Genomic DNA, 19,190 nt, shown 5'->3' on the forward strand with positions numbered 1-19,190 from the left:
GTCAGCCCTTGCGGCGGCGCAGCCCCACACCGGCCCCGCCGAGAGCCGCGATCAGCAGCAGCCCCGAGGCTGGCAGCGGCACCTGCGGTGCAGGCGGAACCGTGCCGGCGAGAGCGCCCCAGTGGCTGATATCGGAGCCGATGGCCGAAACCAGCTTGTCGCCCACACTCAGACCAGCCAGGCCGAACAGATGGACGTTGGTGCTTTTCTTGAAATGGATGAAAACGAAATCATCCAGCAGCTGCTGCGTGAGCGTGAGTTCGGTGAAACCACCGGGAAATTCGCTCTTGCTGTCGCCGCCACCGGCCTGGACGTGGCTGTCAGCCTGATTGAGCGTGATCGCGCTCCCGAATACGGCAGAAACGGTACCGCTGAGCGACGGGTACTTGCCCACATGCCCGTTCGAACCGGTGATGATGCAGCTATCGAAATCGTAGTAGCTGAGGTTCGGGCCGAGCGTGCTGCAGTTGGCAACGGCCGCCGAGGCGGTGGACGTGGACGCCAAGCTTGCGATTGCCATGCCGGCAGCAAGAACCATGGTCTTCATAAGTTTCATCTGAGGCTCCTCCAAAGAAGCAGAGCGAAGGAAATGGGAATTATGGCGAGCGGCGGTGCTATAGTGACTGAAACCGATACCGACGCGCGCGACGCATCTACAAATATGAAAGTTCGGTTAAACTGTTTTTCCGCAGAAATCAAGAGACGGCGGCGTGCAAACAGCCTCCGGCCTGCGCATTGCCACCGATTATCCGCGAAATCGCGGTGCGCAGACTGCGCCAGGGTGTACGGCGACGCGCCGCGCACAACCAAAAGAAGAACGGCGGCCGCGTCAGCGCCGGTCGGCCACGCAAGGAGACTCACATGGATTTTGCCCTGACTGACGAACAACAGGCCATCTTCGAGATGGCCAAGGCCTTCGGGCAGGAGCGGATCGCGCCCCACGCGCGGGATTGGGAGGAAGCGGAATCCATTCCCAAGGAACTCTGGCCCGAGATCGCCGCGCTTGGGTTCGGCGGGCTCTACGTGAGCGAAGAGAACGGCGGCGCCGGGCTGGGGCGGCTGGATGCGACGCTGGTGTTCGAGGCGCTCTCGATGGCCTGTCCTTCGGTCGCGGCCTTCCTGTCGATCCACAACATGTGCGCCAAGATGATCGACAGTTTCGGCTCTCAGGAATTCCGCGACAGGGTCCTGCCGGGCGTCGTGTCGATGGAGACGGTGCTCTCCTACTGCCTGACGGAACCCGGTTCGGGCTCGGACGCCGCGGCGCTGCGGACGCGGGCGGAACGCACGAACGAGGGGTATCGGCTGAACGGCACCAAGGCCTTCATCTCGGGCGGGGGATATTCCGACGCCTACGTCGTCATGGCGCGCACCGGGGCCGAAGGCCCGCGGGGCGTCTCGACCCTCTACGTGGAAGACGGGGCCGAGGGGCTCTCCTTCGGGGGGCTGGAGCAGAAGATGGGCTGGAAGAGCCAGCCGACGCGCCAGGTGCAGTTCGACAATTGCGATGTTTCCGCTGCCAACTTGATCGGAGAAGAGGGCAAGGGATTCACTTATGCGATGGTCGGGCTGGACGGCGGACGGCTGAACATATCGGCCTGTTCGCTCGGCGCGGCGCAGACGGCGCTGGACATGACGCTTGCCTACATGGCCGAGCGCAAGGCGTTCGGCCAGCCGATCAACCAGTTCCAGGCGTTGCAGTTCCGGCTGGCGGACATGGAGATCGAGCTGCAGGCGGCGCGGACCTTCCTGCGGCAGGCGGCGTGGAAGCTGGACCAGGGCGCGCCGGATGCGACCAAGTTCTGCGCCATGGCCAAGAAGTTCGTGACCGAGACGGGATCGAAGGTGGTGAACCAGTGCCTGCAACTGCACGGCGGGTACGGCTATCTGGCGGATTACGGGATCGAAAAGCTGGTGCGCGATCTTCGGGTGCATGAAATTCTCGAGGGCACGAACGAGATCATGCGCCTGATCGTGGCCCGGCAGATGGTGGCGGCATGAGCGAAGGGATCGACATCCGTGTCGTGGGCCGGGCGGGGCGCATCACGCTGAACCGCCCCAAGGCTCTGAACGCACTGACCTATGACATGGCCATGGGTATCGACGCCGCGCTGCGGGACTGGGCCGGGGACGACCGCGTCCGCGTCGTGGTGATCGACGCCGAGGGCGACAAGGCATTCTGCGCGGGCGGCGATATCCAGAAACTCTACGAGACCGGCAAGGCAGGGGATTTCGCCTTCGGCCAGCGGTTTTGGCGGGACGAGTACCGGATGAACGCGCGCCTGGCACGTTTCCCCAAGCCGATCGTCAGCCTGATGCAGGGTTTCGTGATGGGCGGAGGGGTCGGCGTCGGCTGCCACCTGTCGCATCGGGTGGTCGAGGGCGGCACGCAGATCGCCATGCCGGAATGCGGGATCGGGCTGGTGCCGGATGTGGGCGGCTCGCTGCTGCTGGCGCGCGCGCCCGGCCGGCTGGGGGCCTATCTGGGCCTGACCGCGGCCCGGATGGGTCCCGGCGACGCGATCCGCGCCGGGTTTGCGGATTTCTGCATCCCGCGCGATCGCTGGGCCGGCCTGACCGCCGAGATCGAGGAAAGCGGCGATCCGGCCTGCCTCGCCGCCGCGCAGGTGCCGGACCAGGAGGCGCCGCTGGCGGCGGAACAGGCGCAGATCGACCGGCTGTTCCGGGGCGACCTGCCCGAGATCATGGACCGGCTGGAGGCGGCGGAGGGGGAATTCGCGGCGGCCACGCTGAAGGCGATGCGCCGGAACTCTCCCCTTGCGATGGCGGTGACACTTGCCATGCTGGACCGGCTGGCGGGCGTCACCGACCTGCGCGAGGCGCTGCGGCTGGAATATCGCTACACCGCGCGGTCGATGGAGCACGGGGATTTCCTGGAGGGCATCCGCGCGCAGATCATCGACCGGGACCGCAATCCGCAGTGGAGAGAGGGGCCGGTCGACACAGCGGCCGCCGAGGCCATGCTGGCCCCGCTGTCGCACGAGCTGACATTCGAGGAGGAATGAGCATGAATATCGGATTTATCGGCCTGGGCAACATGGGCGGGCCGATGGCCGCCAACCTGGCCAGGGCCGGACACGTCGTGACCGGCTTCGACATGGCCGATGTCTCGGTCCAGGGCGTCACCATGGCCGCCAGCGCGGCCGAGGCCGCGACGGACCAGGAGGTGGTCATCACCATGCTGCCGAACGGCAGGATCCTGCGCGCGGTCGCCGCAGAGATCGTTCCCGCGATGCGCCAGGGGGCCGTTTTCCTCGATTGCTCGACCGTGGATGTGGAGAGCGCGCGGGCCGTGGCGGACCAGGCCGTGGACGCATCGCTGCTTCCGCTGGACGCGCCGGTCTCGGGCGGGGTCGGCGGGGCACAGGGCGGCACGCTCACCTTCATGGTCGGCGGCAGCGAGGCGGCCTTCGGCAAAGCGAAGGATCTGTTCGACGTCATGGGACAGAAGGCGGTGCATTGCGGCCCGTCGGGGAATGGGCAGGCGGCCAAGATCTGCAACAACATGATCCTGGGCGCGACGATGATCGTCACCTGCGAGGCCTTCGCCCTGGCCGACAAGCTGGGGCTGGACCGGCAGGCGATGTTCGATGTCGTCTCGACCTCGTCCGGATATTCGTGGTCGATGAACGCCTACTGCCCGGCGCCGGGGATCGGCCCGCAGTCGCCTGCGGACAACGGATATCAGCCGGGCTTTGCCGCTGATCTGATGCTCAAGGACCTGCGCCTGTCGCAGCAGGCGGCCGAGGTGGCGGACGCGGACACGCCCATGGGAGAGGCGGCGCTGGCGCTCTACGAACGCTTCGTGGAGCAGGAGGACGGCGCGGGCCGCGACTTCAGCGCCATGCTCCCCCGGTTCGAAAAGCGCGGGCGCGGCTGAGCGGGCGCCTGCCGCACGCGGGAACCACATGTGGGGCCCCGGAATTGTCCGGATGCAAAGGAGGCCTCACATGACCCGCTTTCTCCCGATACTCGTCGCCCTCGCGGCGGTTCCCGGCGCCGCCTTGGCCGAAGGCGCCGGAGCCCCCCCCTTCGCGCGCGATCCGGTGCCCGTCATCGAGGCGAAGGGATGTCCGCCGGGCCTGGCGAAGAAGTCCCCCGCCTGCGTACCGCCGGGCCAGGCCAAGACACACCGGCTGGATATCGGCGACCGGTTGCAGGATGACGGGTTCGGCACGCGCTATGTGCTGGTACGCGATCCCGGTCGCTACGGTCTCGACCCGTATGGCACCTATTACGAGATCGCCGGACAGGTCTACCAGGTGGACCGCGAGACGCATGACGTGTTGGCCCTGATCGGGGCGGCCGCGCGCGTGCTGAACTGACTGTTTCCCCGACCGGATGGCACGGGCGCTTTTTTCACGCGCCCGGCCGTGGCACACTGCAAGCCGAGATGCTGCGATACGCGATCACCCGACCTGTCCTTGTGGGACTGGCGATGCTGGGCGTTGCCGGCCCCGCCGGTGCGCAATGCGCCACGGAAGGGTTGCGCGTGAAATGCATCTATGTCGGCCCGAACGAGGACGGCAACGCCCGCGGGTCCGAAATCATCTCGCGTTTCGTGACCGTCCCCGAGCGCGAGGTGGCGAACGAGGAAACAGACCGGGACTCCACCTTCAAGCGGATCATGGCACGGCGCAACAAGGTACCGGAACCAACGTTCTCGGAAGGCGACACGCTGCCCGCGGACGTGCTCGTCCTGATGAACCCGCTGCGATACGGCCTGCCCCGGCCGCGCGACGGCTGGACCTATTTCAGCCACGGATCAGAGATTTACCGCGCGATCCTCAGGTCGCGGCGGGTGCTGGACTACGTCAATCCGCATATCTCGCGCCGCTGATCAATCTGCTCATTCTGCGGCGACCCGCCCGTTTTCCAGCATGGGGCGCAGATAGCGGCCGGTGTGGCTGCGTTCCACCTGCGCCACATCCTCGGGCGTGCCGGTCGCGACGATCTCGCCCCCGCCATCGCCGCCTTCGGGGCCGATGTCGATGATCCAGTCGGCGGTCTTGATCACGTCGAGATTGTGCTCGATCACGATCACCGTGTTGCCCTGTTCGACGAGTTCGTGCAGCACTTCCAGCAGCTTGCGCACGTCCTCGAAATGCAGGCCGGTGGTGGGCTCGTCGAGGATATAGAGCGTGCGGCCGGTCGAACGCTTCGAGAGTTCCTTGGACAGCTTGACCCGCTGCGCCTCGCCGCCCGAAAGCGTCGTGGCCTGCTGGCCGACCTTGATGTAACCGAGGCCGACCCGGACCAGCGCGTCCATCTTCTCGCGGATCGAGGGGACAGCGTTGAAGAACTCTTGCGCGTCTTCGACCGTCATGTCGAGAACGTCGGCTATGCTCTTGCCCTTGAACTTGATTTCCAGCGTTTCGCGGTTGTAGCGCGCGCCCTGACATGTCTCGCAGGTGACGTAGACATCGGGGAGGAAGTGCATCTCGATCTTGATGACACCGTCGCCCTGGCAGGCTTCGCAGCGGCCGCCCTTGACGTTGAAGCTGAAGCGCCCGGGCTTGTATCCCCGCGCCTTCGCCTCGGGCAGGCCGGCGAACCAGTCGCGGATGGGCGTGAAGGCCCCGGTGTAGGTGGCCGGGTTGGAACGCGGTGTCCGGCCGATGGGCCGCTGGTCGATGTCGATGACCTTGTCGAGATGTTCCAGCCCCTTGATCGTCTCGCAGGGGGCGGGCGTCTGTCGGGCGCCGTTGAGCCGCATCGAGGCGGTCTTGAACAGGGTCTCGATGGTCAGCGTCGACTTGCCGCCACCCGAGACGCCGGTGACGCAGACGAACTTGCCCAGCGGAAAATCTGCCGTGACCTCGCGCAGGTTGTTGCCGGTCGCCTTGACCACGGTCAGCTTCTTCTTGTTGCCCTTGCGCCGCTGCGCGGGCACCGCGATTTCGCGCGTGCCGGCGAGGTACTGTCCGGTGAGGCTGGCGGTGTCGGAGGTGATATGTGCGGGCGTGCCGTGGGACACGACCGAGCCACCGTGGACCCCTGCCCCGGGGCCGATGTCGAAGACATAGTCGGCCTCGCGGATGGCCTCTTCGTCATGCTCGACGACGATGACCGTGTTGCCCTGATCGCGCAGGTTCTTGAGCGTCGTCAGCAGCCGTCCGTTGTCGCGCTGGTGCAGCCCGATGGAGGGCTCGTCCAGGACATAGAGCACCCCCGTCAGTCCCGACCCGATCTGCGAGGCCAGGCGGATCCGCTGGCTCTCGCCCCCGGATAGCGTGCCGGAATTGCGCGAAAGCGTCAGGTATTCCAGCCCGACATTGTTCAGGAATCCAAGGCGTTCGCGGATTTCCTTGAGGATCGCCCGGGCGATTTCGTTCTTCTGGTTGGTCAGCGCGTCGGGCACGGTCTGGCACCAGTCATAGGCCTCGCGGATCGACATCTCGACCACCTGGCCGATGTGGCGGAGATCGTCGCCCTTGCGGCCGATCTTGACCGCCAGCGCCTCGGCCTTGAGGCGATAGCCGTCGCAGGTGCCGCAGGGGCGATTGTTCTGATACTGTTCGAATTCCTCGCGGATCCAGGCGCTGTCGGTCTCGCGGTAGCGGCGTTCCATGTTGGGGATGACGCCTTCGAAGGTGCGGGAGACCTGATAGACGCGCCCGCCCTCGTCGTAGCGGAACTGGATTTCCTCGTCGCCCGAGCCGTGCAGAAAGACCTGCTGGACATGGGGCGGGAGATCCTTCCAGCGGGATTTCTTGTCGAATTCGTAGTGTTTCGCGATGGCTTCGATGGTCTGGAGGAAATACGGGCTCTTGCCCTTGCGCCAGGGGGCCAGCGCGCCGTCGGCGATGCGCAGGGCCGCATCGGGCACGACCAGCCGTTCGTCGAAGAAAAGCTCGACCCCGAGGCCGCCGCAATCCGGGCAGGCGCCGAAGGGGGCGTTGAAGGAAAACAGGCGCGGCTCGATCTCGGGGATCGTGAACCCGCTGACCGGGCAGGCGAATTTCTCCGAAAAGGTGATGCGCTCGGGCTCGCCCTCGTTACCGGTCTCGTCGGGGCGCGGGGCGGTTTCCAGAATGGCGATGCCGTCGGCAAGGTCGAGCGCGGTGCGGAAACTGTCGGCGAGCCGCGTCTCCATCCCCTCGCGGACCACGATGCGGTCGACCACGACGTCGATGTCATGGCGGAACTTCTTGTCCAGAACGGGCGGTTCGTCGAGTTCATAGAAGGCGCCGTCGACCTTGACCCGCTGAAACCCCTGTTTGCGAAGCTCCTGGAACTCCTTCTTGTACTCGCCCTTGCGGTCCCGGATCATCGGGGCGAGGAGATAGCCGCGCGTGCCTTCCTCCATCCCCATGACCCGGTCGACCATGTCCTGGACCTGCTGCGCCTCGATCGGCTGGCCGGTGGCGGGGCTGTAGGGCGTGCCGACGCGCGCGAAGAGCAGGCGGAGGTAGTCGTAGATCTCGGTCACCGTGCCAACGGTGGAGCGCGGGTTCTTCGACGTGGTCTTCTGCTCGATGGAGATCGCGGGGCTGAGGCCGGAGATGTAGTCCACATCCGGCTTTTCCATCATGTCGAGGAACTGGCGCGCATAGGCGGAGAGCGATTCCACATAGCGGCGCTGACCCTCGGCATAGATGGTGTCGAAGGCCAGAGACGACTTGCCCGAACCGGAAAGGCCCGTGATCACAACAAGTTCGTTGCGCGGAATGTCGACGTCGATGCTCTTGAGGTTGTGTTCGCGCGCGCCGCGCACCTCGATATGTTTCAGCTCGGCCATGTGCCCCCCGGCGATGAATGGCTAAGAAATAGTTTACGTCAGGCCGTGTTCCAAGTGCAAAAGAAGAACATTGCGCGAACTTTGGCGCAGCTTGGTCTCACATTCCCGACACATCGTGACGGCCGCCGGATTTCGCGGCGCAACATGGCCCCATCAGCGAACCGCCACCTCCCCCAACAAACCGACGAGACGCCGAAGGCGGATGCAAGGTCCGGTTCTTCGCGGCCACGGGCGGTTCCGACGTCGTTTCGCCCATGGCGACCGACGAGGCCACCGCGACGCGGCCTTCTATGCGCCTCCGACCGTGCCGCTGCCGGCAAGCGCCCTGCTGCTCGGCGCCGGTGTTGCCGGTTTCGGCGCGCTTCGCCGCCGCCGCTCGGGAAAACCGCGGGACCGTCCTGCCCACCCAAACGAAACGGCCGCCCGAAATGGGCGGCCGTCGTGTTGCAGCTGCAGGAAAGCTTACGACTTGCGGCGGCGAACCGCCCCGATCCCACCGATCGCGGTCACAAGAAGTAGCGCAGATGCCGGAACCGGCACCTTGGGGGTCGAGATCAACTCGAGCGTGACGTCATCAAGCGCCGGACCGGCAGCCGAGGTGCCGCCCGAGATGCTGGTGAACATCACCCGCTCGACCGAGCTCATCGCGGTGAAGTCCAGCGAGTGGTAGGTCCACTCCATGTTCTGGAGCGAGCCGGTCGCGGTATGGGTGAAGGTCTGGTAGGCCGGTCCCGCGTTCACGCCGAGGGTATGCACGACGACCCCTTCGTTCGGGTTCGACGACATGGCGAAGCCGAGCCGGTAGACCGAGCCCACGTTCAGACCGGTGACGTCCTGGAAGATCGACCCGACGAGAACGCCGTCGAGGTCCAGCGAATACCCGCCTTCCGCAGACTCCCAATAGTTGTTCGAGATGATTTCGACATTGCCGGACGCGACCGTCCAGCCGGGCAGAGGTCCCGAGCCGATGACGCTGAAGACATCGGATCCGTCGGAGCCACTTTCGAAGCCCCCGTTGACGATCGTCGCGGCGGAAGCACCGGTACCGACCGCAATGGCTGCGGCGGCAACCATGAGGAATTTATGGAACATTTGTTACTCCGGATAAGACCTGGCGAATATGACCTCTATGCGGCGGTCCGAGTCGCCAGGCAAGTTTATGCCCTGTTTCTGCCTCGATTGAGGAATTACACGCGCACAATCCCGGATACAACCGTTTGTTGTTTCGAATTCAGATATGAATAGGTCTTCCGTAGGCCGCCAGGACCGACTCATGCATCATTTCGCTGAGGGTCGGATGCGGGAAGACCGTGTTCATCAGGTCCTCTTCGGTGGTCTCCAGCGTGCGGCCCACGACATAGCCCTGGATAAGCTCGGTCACCTCGGCCCCGACCATGTGGGCGCCCAGCAGTTCGCCGGTCTTCTCGTCGAAGACGGTCTTCACCATCCCCTCCTGTTCACCCAGTGCCACGGCCTTGCCGTTGCCGATGAAGGGGAACTTGCCGACCTTGATCTTGTAGCCCGCCTCCTTGGCCTGCGCCTCGGTCAGCCCGACCGAGGCGACCTGCGGGTGGCAATAGGTGCAGCCGGCGATGTCCGAGGGTCTGACGGGGTGCGGATGACCGCCCGCCGCCAGTTCGGCCACCATGACGCCCTCGTGGCTGGCCTTGTGGGCGAGCCAGGGCGCACCGGCCACGTCGCCGATGGCGTAGAGACCGTCGCCCGCGCGGCAGCATTCGTCGGTCACCACATGTGTGCGATCGACCTTGACCCCGGCCTCTTCCAGGCCGAGCCCCTCGACGTTGCCGACGATGCCGACGGCCGAGATCACGGTGTCGAATTCAAGCTTCTCGACCTTGCCGCCGGTCTCGACATGGGCGGTGACCCTGCCCTTGGCGCGGTCGAGCTGCTTGACCATGGATTTCTCCATGATCTTCATGCCCTGCTTTTCGAACTGTTTCCGGGCGAAGGCGCCGATTTCGGCATCCTCGACCGGCAGGATCCTATCCATCACCTCGACGACGGTGGTCTCGGCGCCGAGGGTGTTGAAGAAGCTGGCGAATTCGATGCCGATGGCGCCGGAGCCGATGACCAGCAGCTTTTTCGGCATGCGCGGCGGGTTCAGCGCGTGCTTGTACGTCCAGACGAGATCGCCATCCGCCTCGAGCCCCGGCAGCTCGCGGGCGCGGGCGCCGGTGGCGACGACGATGGTGCCGGCGCTGATCTCCTCGGTGCCCTTGTCGGTCTTGACGGCGACCTTGCCCTTGCCGGCCAGCCTGCCCTCGCCCATGACGACATCGACCTTGTTCTTCTTGAGCAGGTGCTTGACCCCGCCCTCCATCTGCTTGGCGACCCCGCGAGAGCGTTTCACCACCGCGTCGAGGTCATAGCCGATCTTTTCCGCGGAAAGGCCGTATTCCTTCGCGCGATGCATCATGTGATACACCTCGGCCGAGCGCAGCAGCGCCTTGGTCGGGATGCAACCCCAGTTGAGGCAGATGCCGCCGAGATGCTCGCGTTCGACGACGCAGGTCCTGAGGCCGAGCTGCGCGGCGCGGATGGCCGCGACATAGCCGCCGGGACCGGACCCGATGACAAGGAAATCGTAGGATGCGGCCATGCTGAAACTCCTTCGCCCGGCGAGATAGTTTGACGTTAAACTATTTCACGGACGCCATCAATCGGCGAGCGCCGGCCACCGAGAGGTGCGGCCGGTGAAGCTTATCCGGCCGCTTGGAGTTCGCGGACCGTCTGACCGTATCCGCCCGCTTCGAGATAGCTTTCTTCGCTCTGCGTCGGTTTGCGGCCGAGCGCATCGTTGCGATAGGGGAAGCGGCCGAAGCGCCGGATGACTTCGCGGTGCGCCTTGGCATGGAGCAGGTTGGCCTCGCCCCCCTCGGGCATCCGTTCCTTCATGAGACGGACGCAGCGGTCCTGGTCGGCAAGGTTCTCGGAATGCATCAGCGGCAGGTAGAAGAACTGCCGCGCCGGTTCGTCGATCCGCATGTCCCAGCTGCGGTCTATCGCCAGTTTCGCGGCCGTCCGGGCGATGCCGTCGGTGTCGAATGCCCGGCCGGAACCGCGGAACATGTTGCGGGGAAACTGGTCCGTCAGGATGATGTAGGCCAGCGTGCCCGAAGGATAGGTGAGCCACAGGCCATGGGCCCCCTGCGCCGCCTTTTCCCAGGCCGGGCCGAAGCGGTCGCGGATTTCGTCGTCGAGTGACTCTCTGACCTCGTACCAGCCCGAGGGGCCGGTCTCGTCCAGCCAGAACGCCAGTATTTCCTCAGGGCTCGCCATGCAGTCCTCCGGTCCCGCGCCTAGTTATCCACAAGTGTCGCAAATCATCCGCGGGGTGCAATGGGGATAGCGCCCTGTTTGGGCGCTATCATGACGCGGGCGTGGCGGTATTGTCATCCTCGGGGGCGTCTTCGGCCTGGGCTTCCGCCTCGGCCTCGGCTTCCGCGATGGCCCATTCCTGCGCCACCTCGAGGGCGACGGGCGACGCGGACATGGTGACGGGCGTGTAGACGCCCGACTCTTCCGTGCTGGGCGCAGGCCGTTGCGTCATCCGGTAGAGCGCGTAGCCCGCCATGAGAAAGAGCAGCACCCCGATGAAAAGCCAAAAGCCGGCGGGGCCGACCACGGTCATCATCCAGCCGGTGACGATGGGGCCCGAGACCGCGCCCAGCCCGTTCAGAAAGATCAGCCCGCCCGAGGCTGCAGCCATGTCCTCGGGATCGAGGAAGTCGTTCGCATATGAGATCAGCAGGGAATAGAGCGGGTTCGACATGCCGCCAACGGTAAAGGCCGCGATCAGCAGCCCGATCTGCACGTTCACCATCATGCCCACCACGGCGCCGATCCCGCCGATGGTCGAGACGATCATGATCAGGCGCCGGCGGTCCATGCGGTCCGAGATCCAGCCGATCGGATACTGCGCCAGGGTCGCGCCCACGTAGAAGGTCGCGATGAAGAGGGAAATCTGGCTCAGGCTGAGCCCGGCCTGCGACCCGTAGACCGCCGCCATGCCGAACTGTGCCGAGAAGACGCCACCCAGGATGAACATGCCGACGCAGGAGAGCGGCGAGACGTCGATCAGTTCGCGCAGGGTCATCGGCTCGGTCTGGTCGAAGGCGGGGGTGGGCGAGATCGACAGGAGAATCGGCGCGAAGGAGATCGAGACGAGAACCGAGGGAATGATGAACAGGATGAAGCCCGAGGGATCGCCCACCAGCAGCAGGCCCTGCGCGGCGATGATGCCGATCATCTGCACGATCATGTAGAGCGACAGCGCCTTGCCGCGGTTCTGGTTCGTCGCGGCGTTGTTCAGCCAGCTTTCCGCAGTGACGTAGACGCCGGAAAAGCAGAAGCCGATGACGACGCGCCCGATGATCCAGGCGATCGGATCGGCGAACGTCGGATAGAGAATCAGGACGGCCGAGATGAACGAGGCCAGAGCCGCGAAGACCCGGACATGACCGACCCGGCGGATCATCTCGGGCGCCAGCCGCGAGCCACCGAGGAAGCCGAGGAAATAGGCGGACATGACAAGGGACATCTCGAATGTCGAAAAGCCTTCGAGATCGCCGCGCACACCCAGCAGCGTGCCCTGCAGGCCGTTGCCGACCATCAGAAGGCAGAGGCCCAAGAGGAGGGCCCAGGCCGAGCCGAGAACCTGTAGCATCAGTTTATCTCCTGTCCGTCGCTCCCCCTGCTGACACGGCGGGATCAGGGGATCAACAGCGAGGCGTCGCCGTACGAGAAAAACCTGTATTTGCGCGCGACGGCATGGTCGTAGACGGACCGGATCCGCTCCTGTCCCATGAGGGCCGAGACCAGCATCATCAGGGTGGACCTGGGCAGGTGGAAATTCGTCATCAGCGCGTCGGTGACACGGAATTCGAAGCCGGGATAGATGAAGATGTCGGTTTCGCCGCGCCAGGGTCCGATCTGGCCCGAACGGGCGGCGCTCTCGATCAGGCGCAGCGCGGTGGTGCCGACGGGGATGATGCGTCCCCCCCCGGCCCTGGTGGCGGCGATCTCGTCGGCCGCTTGCGCCGTCACCTCGCCCCATTCGGCATGCATCCTGTGGGTGGTCACGTCCTCGACCTTCACCGGCAGAAAGGTGCCGGCCCCGACGTGGAGCGTGACGTGGGTCATCTCCACCCCCATCCCCGCGATCCGGTCGAGCAGCGGCGCGTCGAAATGGAGAGAGGCCGTCGGGGCGGCGACCGCGCCGGACCGGCGGGCCCAGACCGTCTGGTAGTCGTCCTTGTCGCGGTCGTCGGGCGGACGCATCGCCGCGATATAGGGCGGCAGGGGCATGGCGCCGGCCTCGGCCAGGGCGCGGTCGAAATCCTCGCCCTTCAGGTTGAACTCCAGCAGGCCCTGCCCCTCGTCGCGCCCTGTCAGCCTGGCCGAGAGATCGTCCGAAAAACGGATCACCTCGCCCTCGCGCACCTTCTTGAGCGGCTTGATCAGCGCGGCCCAGTGGCCCGAGGCGCGCGGCTCGAGCAGGGTCACGTCGATCCGCGCCTCGGTCGGACCCTGATCGCTGTCGCGCGCCCTTTTGCCCGCCAGTCGGGCCGGGATCACGCGGGTGTCGTTCAGCACCAGCCGGTCGCCGGGGCGCAGCCAGTCGGTCAGGTCGCGCACCACCGCGTCGTGGATGGCGTCGCCCTCGGCCACGAGCAGCCGCGCGGAGGACCGGGGGCGGGCGGGGCGCGTGGCAATGAGCCCCTCGGGAAGGTCGAAGTCGAAATCGCTGAGTTTCATCGTCAGTTCGTCGTCGGTGGCGGGCGGCGGAAAATCTCGCGGAACATGCCGGGTGTAAAGATCGAAAGCGGATTCACCGTCACGCGCGGGTTCGCCGCCGGGCCGCGCAAGAGATAGTTGAAGCCGAGCAGCCCCTCGCCCTTGCGGCTGAAGATCTGGCCGATGCCGTTGATCATGTAGACCGGCGAGACCACGCCCTGCATGTCCATCGTCTTGCGTCCCAGGTCGTAGATGCCGTCCATCGAAATGCCCATCGAGGCGCCGACCGCGCTCGACCGGCGCAGGACGAGCTGATCGGGGGTGAGCCTGAAATCGGCCTCCACATCGGAAAAGAGAATGCCCCGGCCCGACATCTGTTCAAGCAGTCCCACGATGGAGAGCGCCGAGAGCAGCGACGCCATGGCCGGCGCGTCCTGCAACCAGATGTTGCTGACCTTGAGAAGGCCGTCATAGCTGCCGCGCGGACCGGCCGGGTTCAACGTGAGGTCGAGCGCACCCGAACGCCCCTGCCCCAGGAGACCGGCGGCGGCGAGGACGGCCCCGGCATTGTCCGAGGTGATGCGGATGGCGCTGCGCCCGTTCCGGGGCACGAGGGTGCCGCTGATCGGCGCGGTGCCGTTGACGCGCCCGGCGAACTGTCCCGACAGGCCGCCGCGCCCGGCCAGTTCCGCCCGCAGACCGCGGATCGCGATGGCGTCCGAGACCTGGAGCCGGTCCAGCGTCAGGGTGATCGGGCCGGTATCGCCGGCCCCTCCTCCGGCGGGAAGCTCGCGCAGGTCGAGTGTCCCGCCGCCGACCGCGATCCGGGGCGGCACCCCCTTGCCCCGGCCGGTGATCCGGACCGGCGCATCGATCCAGCCGCCGACTTGCACCCGGTCGAACCGGGCGCTGTCGAGGGCGCCGCCCTCGTGCAGGGTCACGGATCCGGCGGCGTTCAACCCCGGAGCGCTGAGCCGGATGCTGTCGATGCGGGGCGGGGCGCCCAGGCTTCCCGCCACGTCGAGCGCGGCGCTCTGGCCGCGCGACTTGCGCCAGTTCAGGGCGTCGATGGCGACGGCCAGCCCCTGCAGGTCGCTGGTCAGGGTGAATTCCGGCGGCCTGTCGCGTGCCATCTCTAGCGTCACCCGGGCACGGGTCCGGCCATCGACAGCGCCGGGCGGCAGGCCGAGGTTCAACCGTTCCGCCGCCGCGCGGTCGAAGGCCAGCCAGCCCTCAAGGCGGCTGCCGCCGGGGCCGCCGGGGGCGAAATCCGCCGTCCAGGTGCCGCCGACGGGGATGCCGTCGATCCGCGCTTCGCCCGATACCTCGATGTTCCGGCCGGTGCCGCTGATGTCGAGCCGCTCGGCCGTCAGGGCCATGTTCGGCACGATCACGTCGCTTTCGACATCGGTGACGCGGGCGGCATAGGCAACCTCGACCGCCTCGGCGGGGAGGTTCTTGACCAGGTCGAAATTGAGCCGCGCGCTCAGCTCGGCCGTGCCACGCGCGATGTCCGGCGTGCGGCCCGCGTTCGACAGGAGATTGAGCGGATCGCTGTCGATCAGCCGCAGGACATCCGTCAGCGGCCCGCGCGCGTTGACGCGGACCTCGGCGGGGCCCCGCTTGACGTGGATATTCTCGTAGATGAACGAGGTGCCGGTGATGTCGAGCCCCTCTCCGTTCGGAGTATAGAGCCGGCCGGCATCGGCGGTGACCACGAACCTGTCGTCGCGCATCTCGACGTGGCCGCTGGCGGATTCGATGGGCGGCATGGTCCGCGCGAAGGTGGTGATCAGGTTCTCGAAATCGAAGCCCAGCATGACGTCGGGACGGGACCGGGGCCGCGATCTCACCCCGAGCTGGAAGTTGCGCATCACCCCGTTCAGGACGTTGCGCGCCACCCATTCCCGCGTGCCGGCCAGCACGCCGGTCGGCCAGAGCTCGAGCAGGTCGTCCGCCGTCAGTTCCGCCATGTGCCCGGTCATGCTGATATCCCAGCCTTCGGGCGTGGCGTCGAACCATCCGGCGAGGCGCAGCGTTTCCCCGCGGTCGCGCAGGTCGAGCCGCCCCAGTTCCAGCCGGAAAGGATCGAAGCGGATGCGCATCTCGGTTTCCGCCCCCTCGAGAAAGAGCGGGGTGGGATAGATGCCGGCCGGATTGGCCGTCAGGTCGGTGATGCGCAGCTGCCCGGTCATGGCCTCCGGCACGACCCCGGTGATGTCGCCCAGGACAACGCGGCCCTCGGCCGTCGCCTCGACCCAGGCGCTTTCGACCGAGATCTCGCTGAAGGTCAGGGTGCGGGCCTCGGGCTCGTACCGGAAATAGGTCCGGGCCGCGTCGAAGGGAATGGGCTCGGCCGAGGCATTGGGGGCGACGGCGCCGCTGCCGATCCGCAGCGTGCCGTTCAGCGGGCCGAGGGCGCCGTCCTCGTTCGTCGAGACGCGCAGGGCCCCCGATATCGGCGCGTCGAGCACGCCGAGCCAGACCAGACCGGCGCTCTGACTGGCGATGTCGCGCGCGGCCGCGTCCTCGAACAGCAGCGTCAGGGCGGCGGCGCTGCTGTGCATCGCGGCGGTCGCGCTCAGTTCGATCGTCGTGGCGTAGGAATGGCCGCCCAGAAGCGCGAAATCCCCGCGCAGGCGGAGCGCGTCAGCCTCGCGCTCGAGCGCCAGGCGCCCGCCGTCGACCGTCCAGGAGCGGCGGCTCTGCCGGTCCTCGTACTGCACGGTCAGCCCGGCGCCCTCGATCCGGCGGAGCGAGGCGAAGACGGGATAGTCGAAGAGGTCGCTTACCGCGCGCAGCGTCTGCGCGAGATCCCGCGCCACATTGTTCGCCCCGACGCCGCCGGGCATGCCCAGGGCCACGCCATATTCGCCGTCCTCGTCGCGATGGACGTTGATGCGCGCGCCGGTCACCGTGACGACGCGCGGACGCACCTGCCCGTCGAGCAGCGCCTCGGCATCGAAACTGCCCGTCACGTCGGACAGGAGGACCGGGTCGCCTCCGGCCAGCGGCATGATCCTGACATCGGTGAGACGCAGGCTGGGTTGCCAGCTGTCGGTCACCGTCAGTGTCAGATCGGCAAATTCCATGCTCGTGCCGGGCAGCGCCCCCGCGACGCGGGCCTCGATCCGCTGTTTCAGCCAGTCGGGCGCGGCGTATTCCGTGCCCCGCGCGGACCACAGCAGCGCCAGAACGGCCAGCCCGGCCAGCATCGGCGGAACCAGCAGGACGGCCAGCCCCCAATGTATCAGCCGCCTGCGCCTGCGCCGGCGGGGCGCCGCGGGGGGGCCGGGATCGGGATCGGCGGTTTCGGTCAAGGGCTTCTCCGGCTCGCGGGATTTTCCCCGTCAGTATACCGGTCTAATATGGTTTCGACGGATCAGGTAGAGGGAAGCCGCTCACAATGACTCAAACCATGCCTGCGGTCGGCGAGACCGCCCCCGATTTCACGCTGCCCCGCGACGGGGGCGATCCGGTGACCCTCTCGGCCCTGCGGCCCGACCCGGTGGTGCTGTTCTTCTATCCGAAGGACGATACACCCGGCTGCACGACCGAGAACAGGGACTTCACCGCCTTGGGGCCCGAGTTCGAAGCGGCGGGCGCCAGGGTGCTCGGCGTGTCCAGGGACACCGTCGAGAAACACGCGCGGTTCCGCGCCAAGCACGATCTGACGACGGTCCTGCTGTCGGACGCCGAGGGAACGGTCTGCGAGGACTACGGAGTCTGGGGCGAGAAGAAGATGTACGGCAAGACCTTCATGGGGATCACCCGCGCGACCTTCCTGATCGATGGCGACGGCAGGATCGCGCGGGTCTGGCCCAAGGTGAAGGTCGCGGGCCACGTGGACGAGGTGCTCGCCGCGGTGCGGGAGCTGCGGGGCGACACGGCCGACAAATGATGGAACTCAATCACAGGTAGAGGCGTTGAGGGGCTAGTGCAGCTGCGGGCGGGGGCCTGCCAGAGGAGGATATCCTTATGTCAAAGTCTGCACTTTGCGTTCTTCCCATCATCGCCGCCTGTGCGGCGCAACCTGTGCTTGCCGAAGGAGGGGGCAGCGGCGGATCGCTCGGACTCGGCGTGTCCGTCGGCATCGGTTCTGCTGCCGATGCCGGGCTCGGCGTTTCGGTCGGCGGCGGATCGGTTGCCGACGCGGGCCTCGGCGCCTCGGTCGGCGACGGATCCGTCGCTTCGGCCGGGGTCGGCGCGACGGTCGGCGACGGATCGGTCGCGGATGTCGGCGTCGGCGCGACGGTCGGTGACGGTTCGGTCGCGGATGTCGGCGCCGGCGCAACCGTGGGCGGCGGATCGGTCGCCTCGGCCGGGGTCGGCGCGACGGTCGGTGGCGGTTCGGTCGCGGATGTCGGCGTCGGCGCGACCGTGGGCGCCGGGTCCGTCGCGGCGCTCGGGGCCGACACCGCCCTCGGCGGGCGCGCGACTGCGCCGGACGAGGGCAGCCGAGGGGATCCGGCGTCTCGACCGCAAGGCAGACGCGCGACACCGGGCATCGTCAGCCTGGTCGGAGAGCGCCTGATCTCGCGCGACGGGGTGACCCTCGGGGTGGTCTCGGAGGTGCGCCGTGACCTGGTCTGCACGCAGACATACTGTCTGCGGGCCAAGACCCGGCCGACGCTGACCGCCGAGGGCCTCGTGGTCAATATCCACAGCACGCGGATCCCGCGGCCGTGACGATACCGGCCGGCCTTTCGCGGGCCGGCCGGATGCCGGCCCCGGCGGTTTCGCCCCGGTCGGCTTTCCGCTAGATGTGAGCCGCCGCGCTCGGGCGGCTTGCAGCGGGGGACCGGAATGACTCAGAGCCTGGCCGAAATGGCCGTCGACGTGCTTGCGACCGCAGACGGTCGCGCCAAGACCGCCCTGGTGCACCGGCATGCCGCCGCGTGGCGTGCCGCCCGCGCGGGAGAAGCCCCCGAAATAACGGTGGGAGAGGCCGAGCCGCCGCTGCGCCCCTCGCGTCCCGACAAGCCCGAGCTGCTCGACCCGCGCGACGTGCCGCGACGGCGTCCCGGCAGCCTGAAAGGCCAGGTCGCGATCCTGCACGCGGTTGCACATATCGAACTGAACGCAGTGGATCTGCACTGGGATCTTGTCGCCCGGTTTACCAATCTAGGCTTTCCCCCGGGGTTCTACGACGACTGGGTGCAGGCGGCCGACGAGGAGGCCAAGCATTTCAACCTGGTCTGCGACTGCCTCGAGTCGCTGGGGTCGCACTACGGCGCCCTGCCCGCTCATGCCGGTATGTGGCGCGCGGCGGAAGACACGGTCGACGACATCCTGGGCCGGCTTGCGGTCGTGCCGATGGTGCTCGAGGCGCGGGGGCTGGACGTGACGCCGGGCATGATCGGGATCTTCGAAAAGGCGGGGGTCGATCAGGCCGTGGAGGCGCTCCGGATCATCTATGCCGAAGCAGTGCACCACGTCGCCTATGGATCCAAGTGGTTCCACTGGCTCTGCGGGCGCGAGGGGCTGGACCCGAAGCCGGTCTTTCACGACCTCGTGAGGCGCTATTTTCACTCTTCCCTCAAGCCCCCGTTCAACGAGGAGAAACGGGCCGAGGCCGGCCTGCCGCCCGATTTCTACTGGCCGCTGGCGGAAGCGCACCCCCCCAAAGCATAGCTCAGCACCGGGACGTAAGAGCCTCATAGTCGGCGGT

General features: G+C 66.9%; 16 protein-coding genes and 1 pseudogene. 9 read left to right on the forward strand and 8 right to left on the reverse strand.

All coding sequences use genetic code 11. The features are described 5' to 3' along the window. Position 1: 1 nt before the first annotated feature. Positions 2-556, reverse strand: coding sequence for a VPLPA-CTERM sorting domain-containing protein (locus OB2597_RS05550; RefSeq protein WP_009804546.1), 555 nt, complete (start codon positions 554-556; stop codon positions 2-4). Between the two features lie 305 nt (positions 557-861). Here OB2597_RS05550 and OB2597_RS05555 point away from each other — a divergent pair, with 305 nt between their 5' ends. The 5 genes from OB2597_RS05555 to OB2597_RS05575 all read left to right on the forward strand — a co-directional run bounded on the left by OB2597_RS05555 (position 862) and on the right by OB2597_RS05575 (position 4,861). Continuing rightward, a complete protein-coding gene (locus OB2597_RS05555) occupies positions 862-2,001 on the forward strand; it encodes an acyl-CoA dehydrogenase family protein (RefSeq protein ID WP_009804547.1) in 1,140 nt (379 codons plus the stop codon). Further along, complete coding sequence (locus OB2597_RS05560) at positions 1,998-3,026, forward strand: enoyl-CoA hydratase/isomerase family protein (RefSeq protein ID WP_009804548.1); 1,029 nt, start codon at positions 1,998-2,000, stop codon at positions 3,024-3,026. The genes OB2597_RS05555 and OB2597_RS05560 overlap by 4 nt, the downstream gene beginning before the upstream one ends. A gap of 2 nt (positions 3,027-3,028) precedes the next feature. Further along, the gene (mmsB, locus tag OB2597_RS05565) at positions 3,029-3,901 is read left to right on the forward strand and encodes a 3-hydroxyisobutyrate dehydrogenase (RefSeq protein ID WP_009804549.1); all 873 of its coding nucleotides are present in this window, start codon (positions 3,029-3,031) and stop codon (positions 3,899-3,901) included. Between the two features lie 70 nt (positions 3,902-3,971). Continuing rightward, on the forward strand, positions 3,972-4,346 hold the full coding sequence (locus tag OB2597_RS05570) for a hypothetical protein (protein WP_009804550.1): 375 nt from the start codon (positions 3,972-3,974) through the stop codon (positions 4,344-4,346). A gap of 68 nt (positions 4,347-4,414) precedes the next feature. Then, positions 4,415-4,861, forward strand: coding sequence for a hypothetical protein (locus OB2597_RS05575; RefSeq protein ID WP_148234680.1), 447 nt, complete (start codon positions 4,415-4,417; stop codon positions 4,859-4,861). 9 nt (positions 4,862-4,870) lie between these two features. Here OB2597_RS05575 and uvrA read toward each other — a convergent pair whose 3' ends face one another. Beyond that, on the reverse strand, positions 4,871-7,762 hold the full coding sequence (uvrA, locus tag OB2597_RS05580; protein ID WP_009804552.1) for an excinuclease ABC subunit UvrA: 2,892 nt from the start codon (positions 7,760-7,762) through the stop codon (positions 4,871-4,873). A 202-nt stretch (positions 7,763-7,964) separates the two neighbouring features. Between uvrA and OB2597_RS22735 the strand changes: the two are divergent. Continuing rightward, positions 7,965-8,129: pseudogene (locus OB2597_RS22735) on the forward strand (VPLPA-CTERM sorting domain-containing protein); the annotation flags it as partial. Positions 8,130-8,224: 95 nt separating this feature from the next. On the opposite strand, the gene OB2597_RS05585 reads toward OB2597_RS22735, so the two are convergent. The 6 genes from OB2597_RS05585 to OB2597_RS05610 all read right to left on the reverse strand — a co-directional run bounded on the left by OB2597_RS05585 (position 8,225) and on the right by OB2597_RS05610 (position 16,839). Beyond that, complete coding sequence (locus tag OB2597_RS05585; RefSeq protein ID WP_040609144.1) at positions 8,225-8,854, reverse strand: choice-of-anchor C family PEP-CTERM protein; 630 nt, start codon at positions 8,852-8,854, stop codon at positions 8,225-8,227. Between the two features lie 139 nt (positions 8,855-8,993). After that, positions 8,994-10,382 carry a dihydrolipoyl dehydrogenase gene (gene lpdA / locus OB2597_RS05590; RefSeq protein WP_009804554.1) on the reverse strand — a complete coding sequence of 463 codons (1,389 nt, stop codon included), beginning with the start codon at positions 10,380-10,382 and terminating at the stop codon, positions 8,994-8,996. A gap of 101 nt (positions 10,383-10,483) precedes the next feature. Then, entirely contained in the window at positions 10,484-11,062 is a 579-nt protein-coding gene (locus OB2597_RS05595; protein ID WP_009804555.1) for a DUF924 family protein, read from the reverse strand. A gap of 88 nt (positions 11,063-11,150) precedes the next feature. After that, positions 11,151-12,449 carry an MFS transporter gene (locus OB2597_RS05600; RefSeq protein WP_009804556.1) on the reverse strand — a complete coding sequence of 433 codons (1,299 nt, stop codon included), beginning with the start codon at positions 12,447-12,449 and terminating at the stop codon, positions 11,151-11,153. Between the two features lie 44 nt (positions 12,450-12,493). Next, the gene (gene queA, locus OB2597_RS05605) at positions 12,494-13,540 is read right to left on the reverse strand and encodes a tRNA preQ1(34) S-adenosylmethionine ribosyltransferase-isomerase QueA (protein WP_009804557.1); all 1,047 of its coding nucleotides are present in this window, start codon (positions 13,538-13,540) and stop codon (positions 12,494-12,496) included. 2 nt (positions 13,541-13,542) lie between these two features. After that, complete coding sequence (locus OB2597_RS05610; RefSeq protein ID WP_009804558.1) at positions 13,543-16,839, reverse strand: YhdP family protein; 3,297 nt, start codon at positions 16,837-16,839, stop codon at positions 13,543-13,545. A gap of 98 nt (positions 16,840-16,937) precedes the next feature. On the opposite strand from OB2597_RS05610, the gene bcp reads away from it, so the two are divergent. The 3 genes from bcp to OB2597_RS05625 all read left to right on the forward strand — a co-directional run bounded on the left by bcp (position 16,938) and on the right by OB2597_RS05625 (position 19,153). Continuing rightward, the gene (gene bcp, locus OB2597_RS05615) at positions 16,938-17,420 is read left to right on the forward strand and encodes a thioredoxin-dependent thiol peroxidase (RefSeq protein ID WP_009804559.1); all 483 of its coding nucleotides are present in this window, start codon (positions 16,938-16,940) and stop codon (positions 17,418-17,420) included. Between the two features lie 77 nt (positions 17,421-17,497). Beyond that, positions 17,498-18,208, forward strand: a complete 711-nt coding sequence (locus OB2597_RS22240) for a hypothetical protein (protein WP_009804560.1) — start codon at positions 17,498-17,500, stop codon at positions 18,206-18,208. 117 nt (positions 18,209-18,325) lie between these two features. Beyond that, positions 18,326-19,153, forward strand: a complete 828-nt coding sequence (locus OB2597_RS05625; RefSeq protein WP_009804561.1) for a ferritin-like domain-containing protein — start codon at positions 18,326-18,328, stop codon at positions 19,151-19,153. Positions 19,154-19,190: the final 37 nt, after the last annotated feature.

The sequence above is a fragment of the Pseudooceanicola batsensis HTCC2597 genome, from assembly GCF_000152725.1.
Lineage (GTDB): Bacteria > Pseudomonadota > Alphaproteobacteria > Rhodobacterales > Rhodobacteraceae > Pseudooceanicola > Pseudooceanicola batsensis.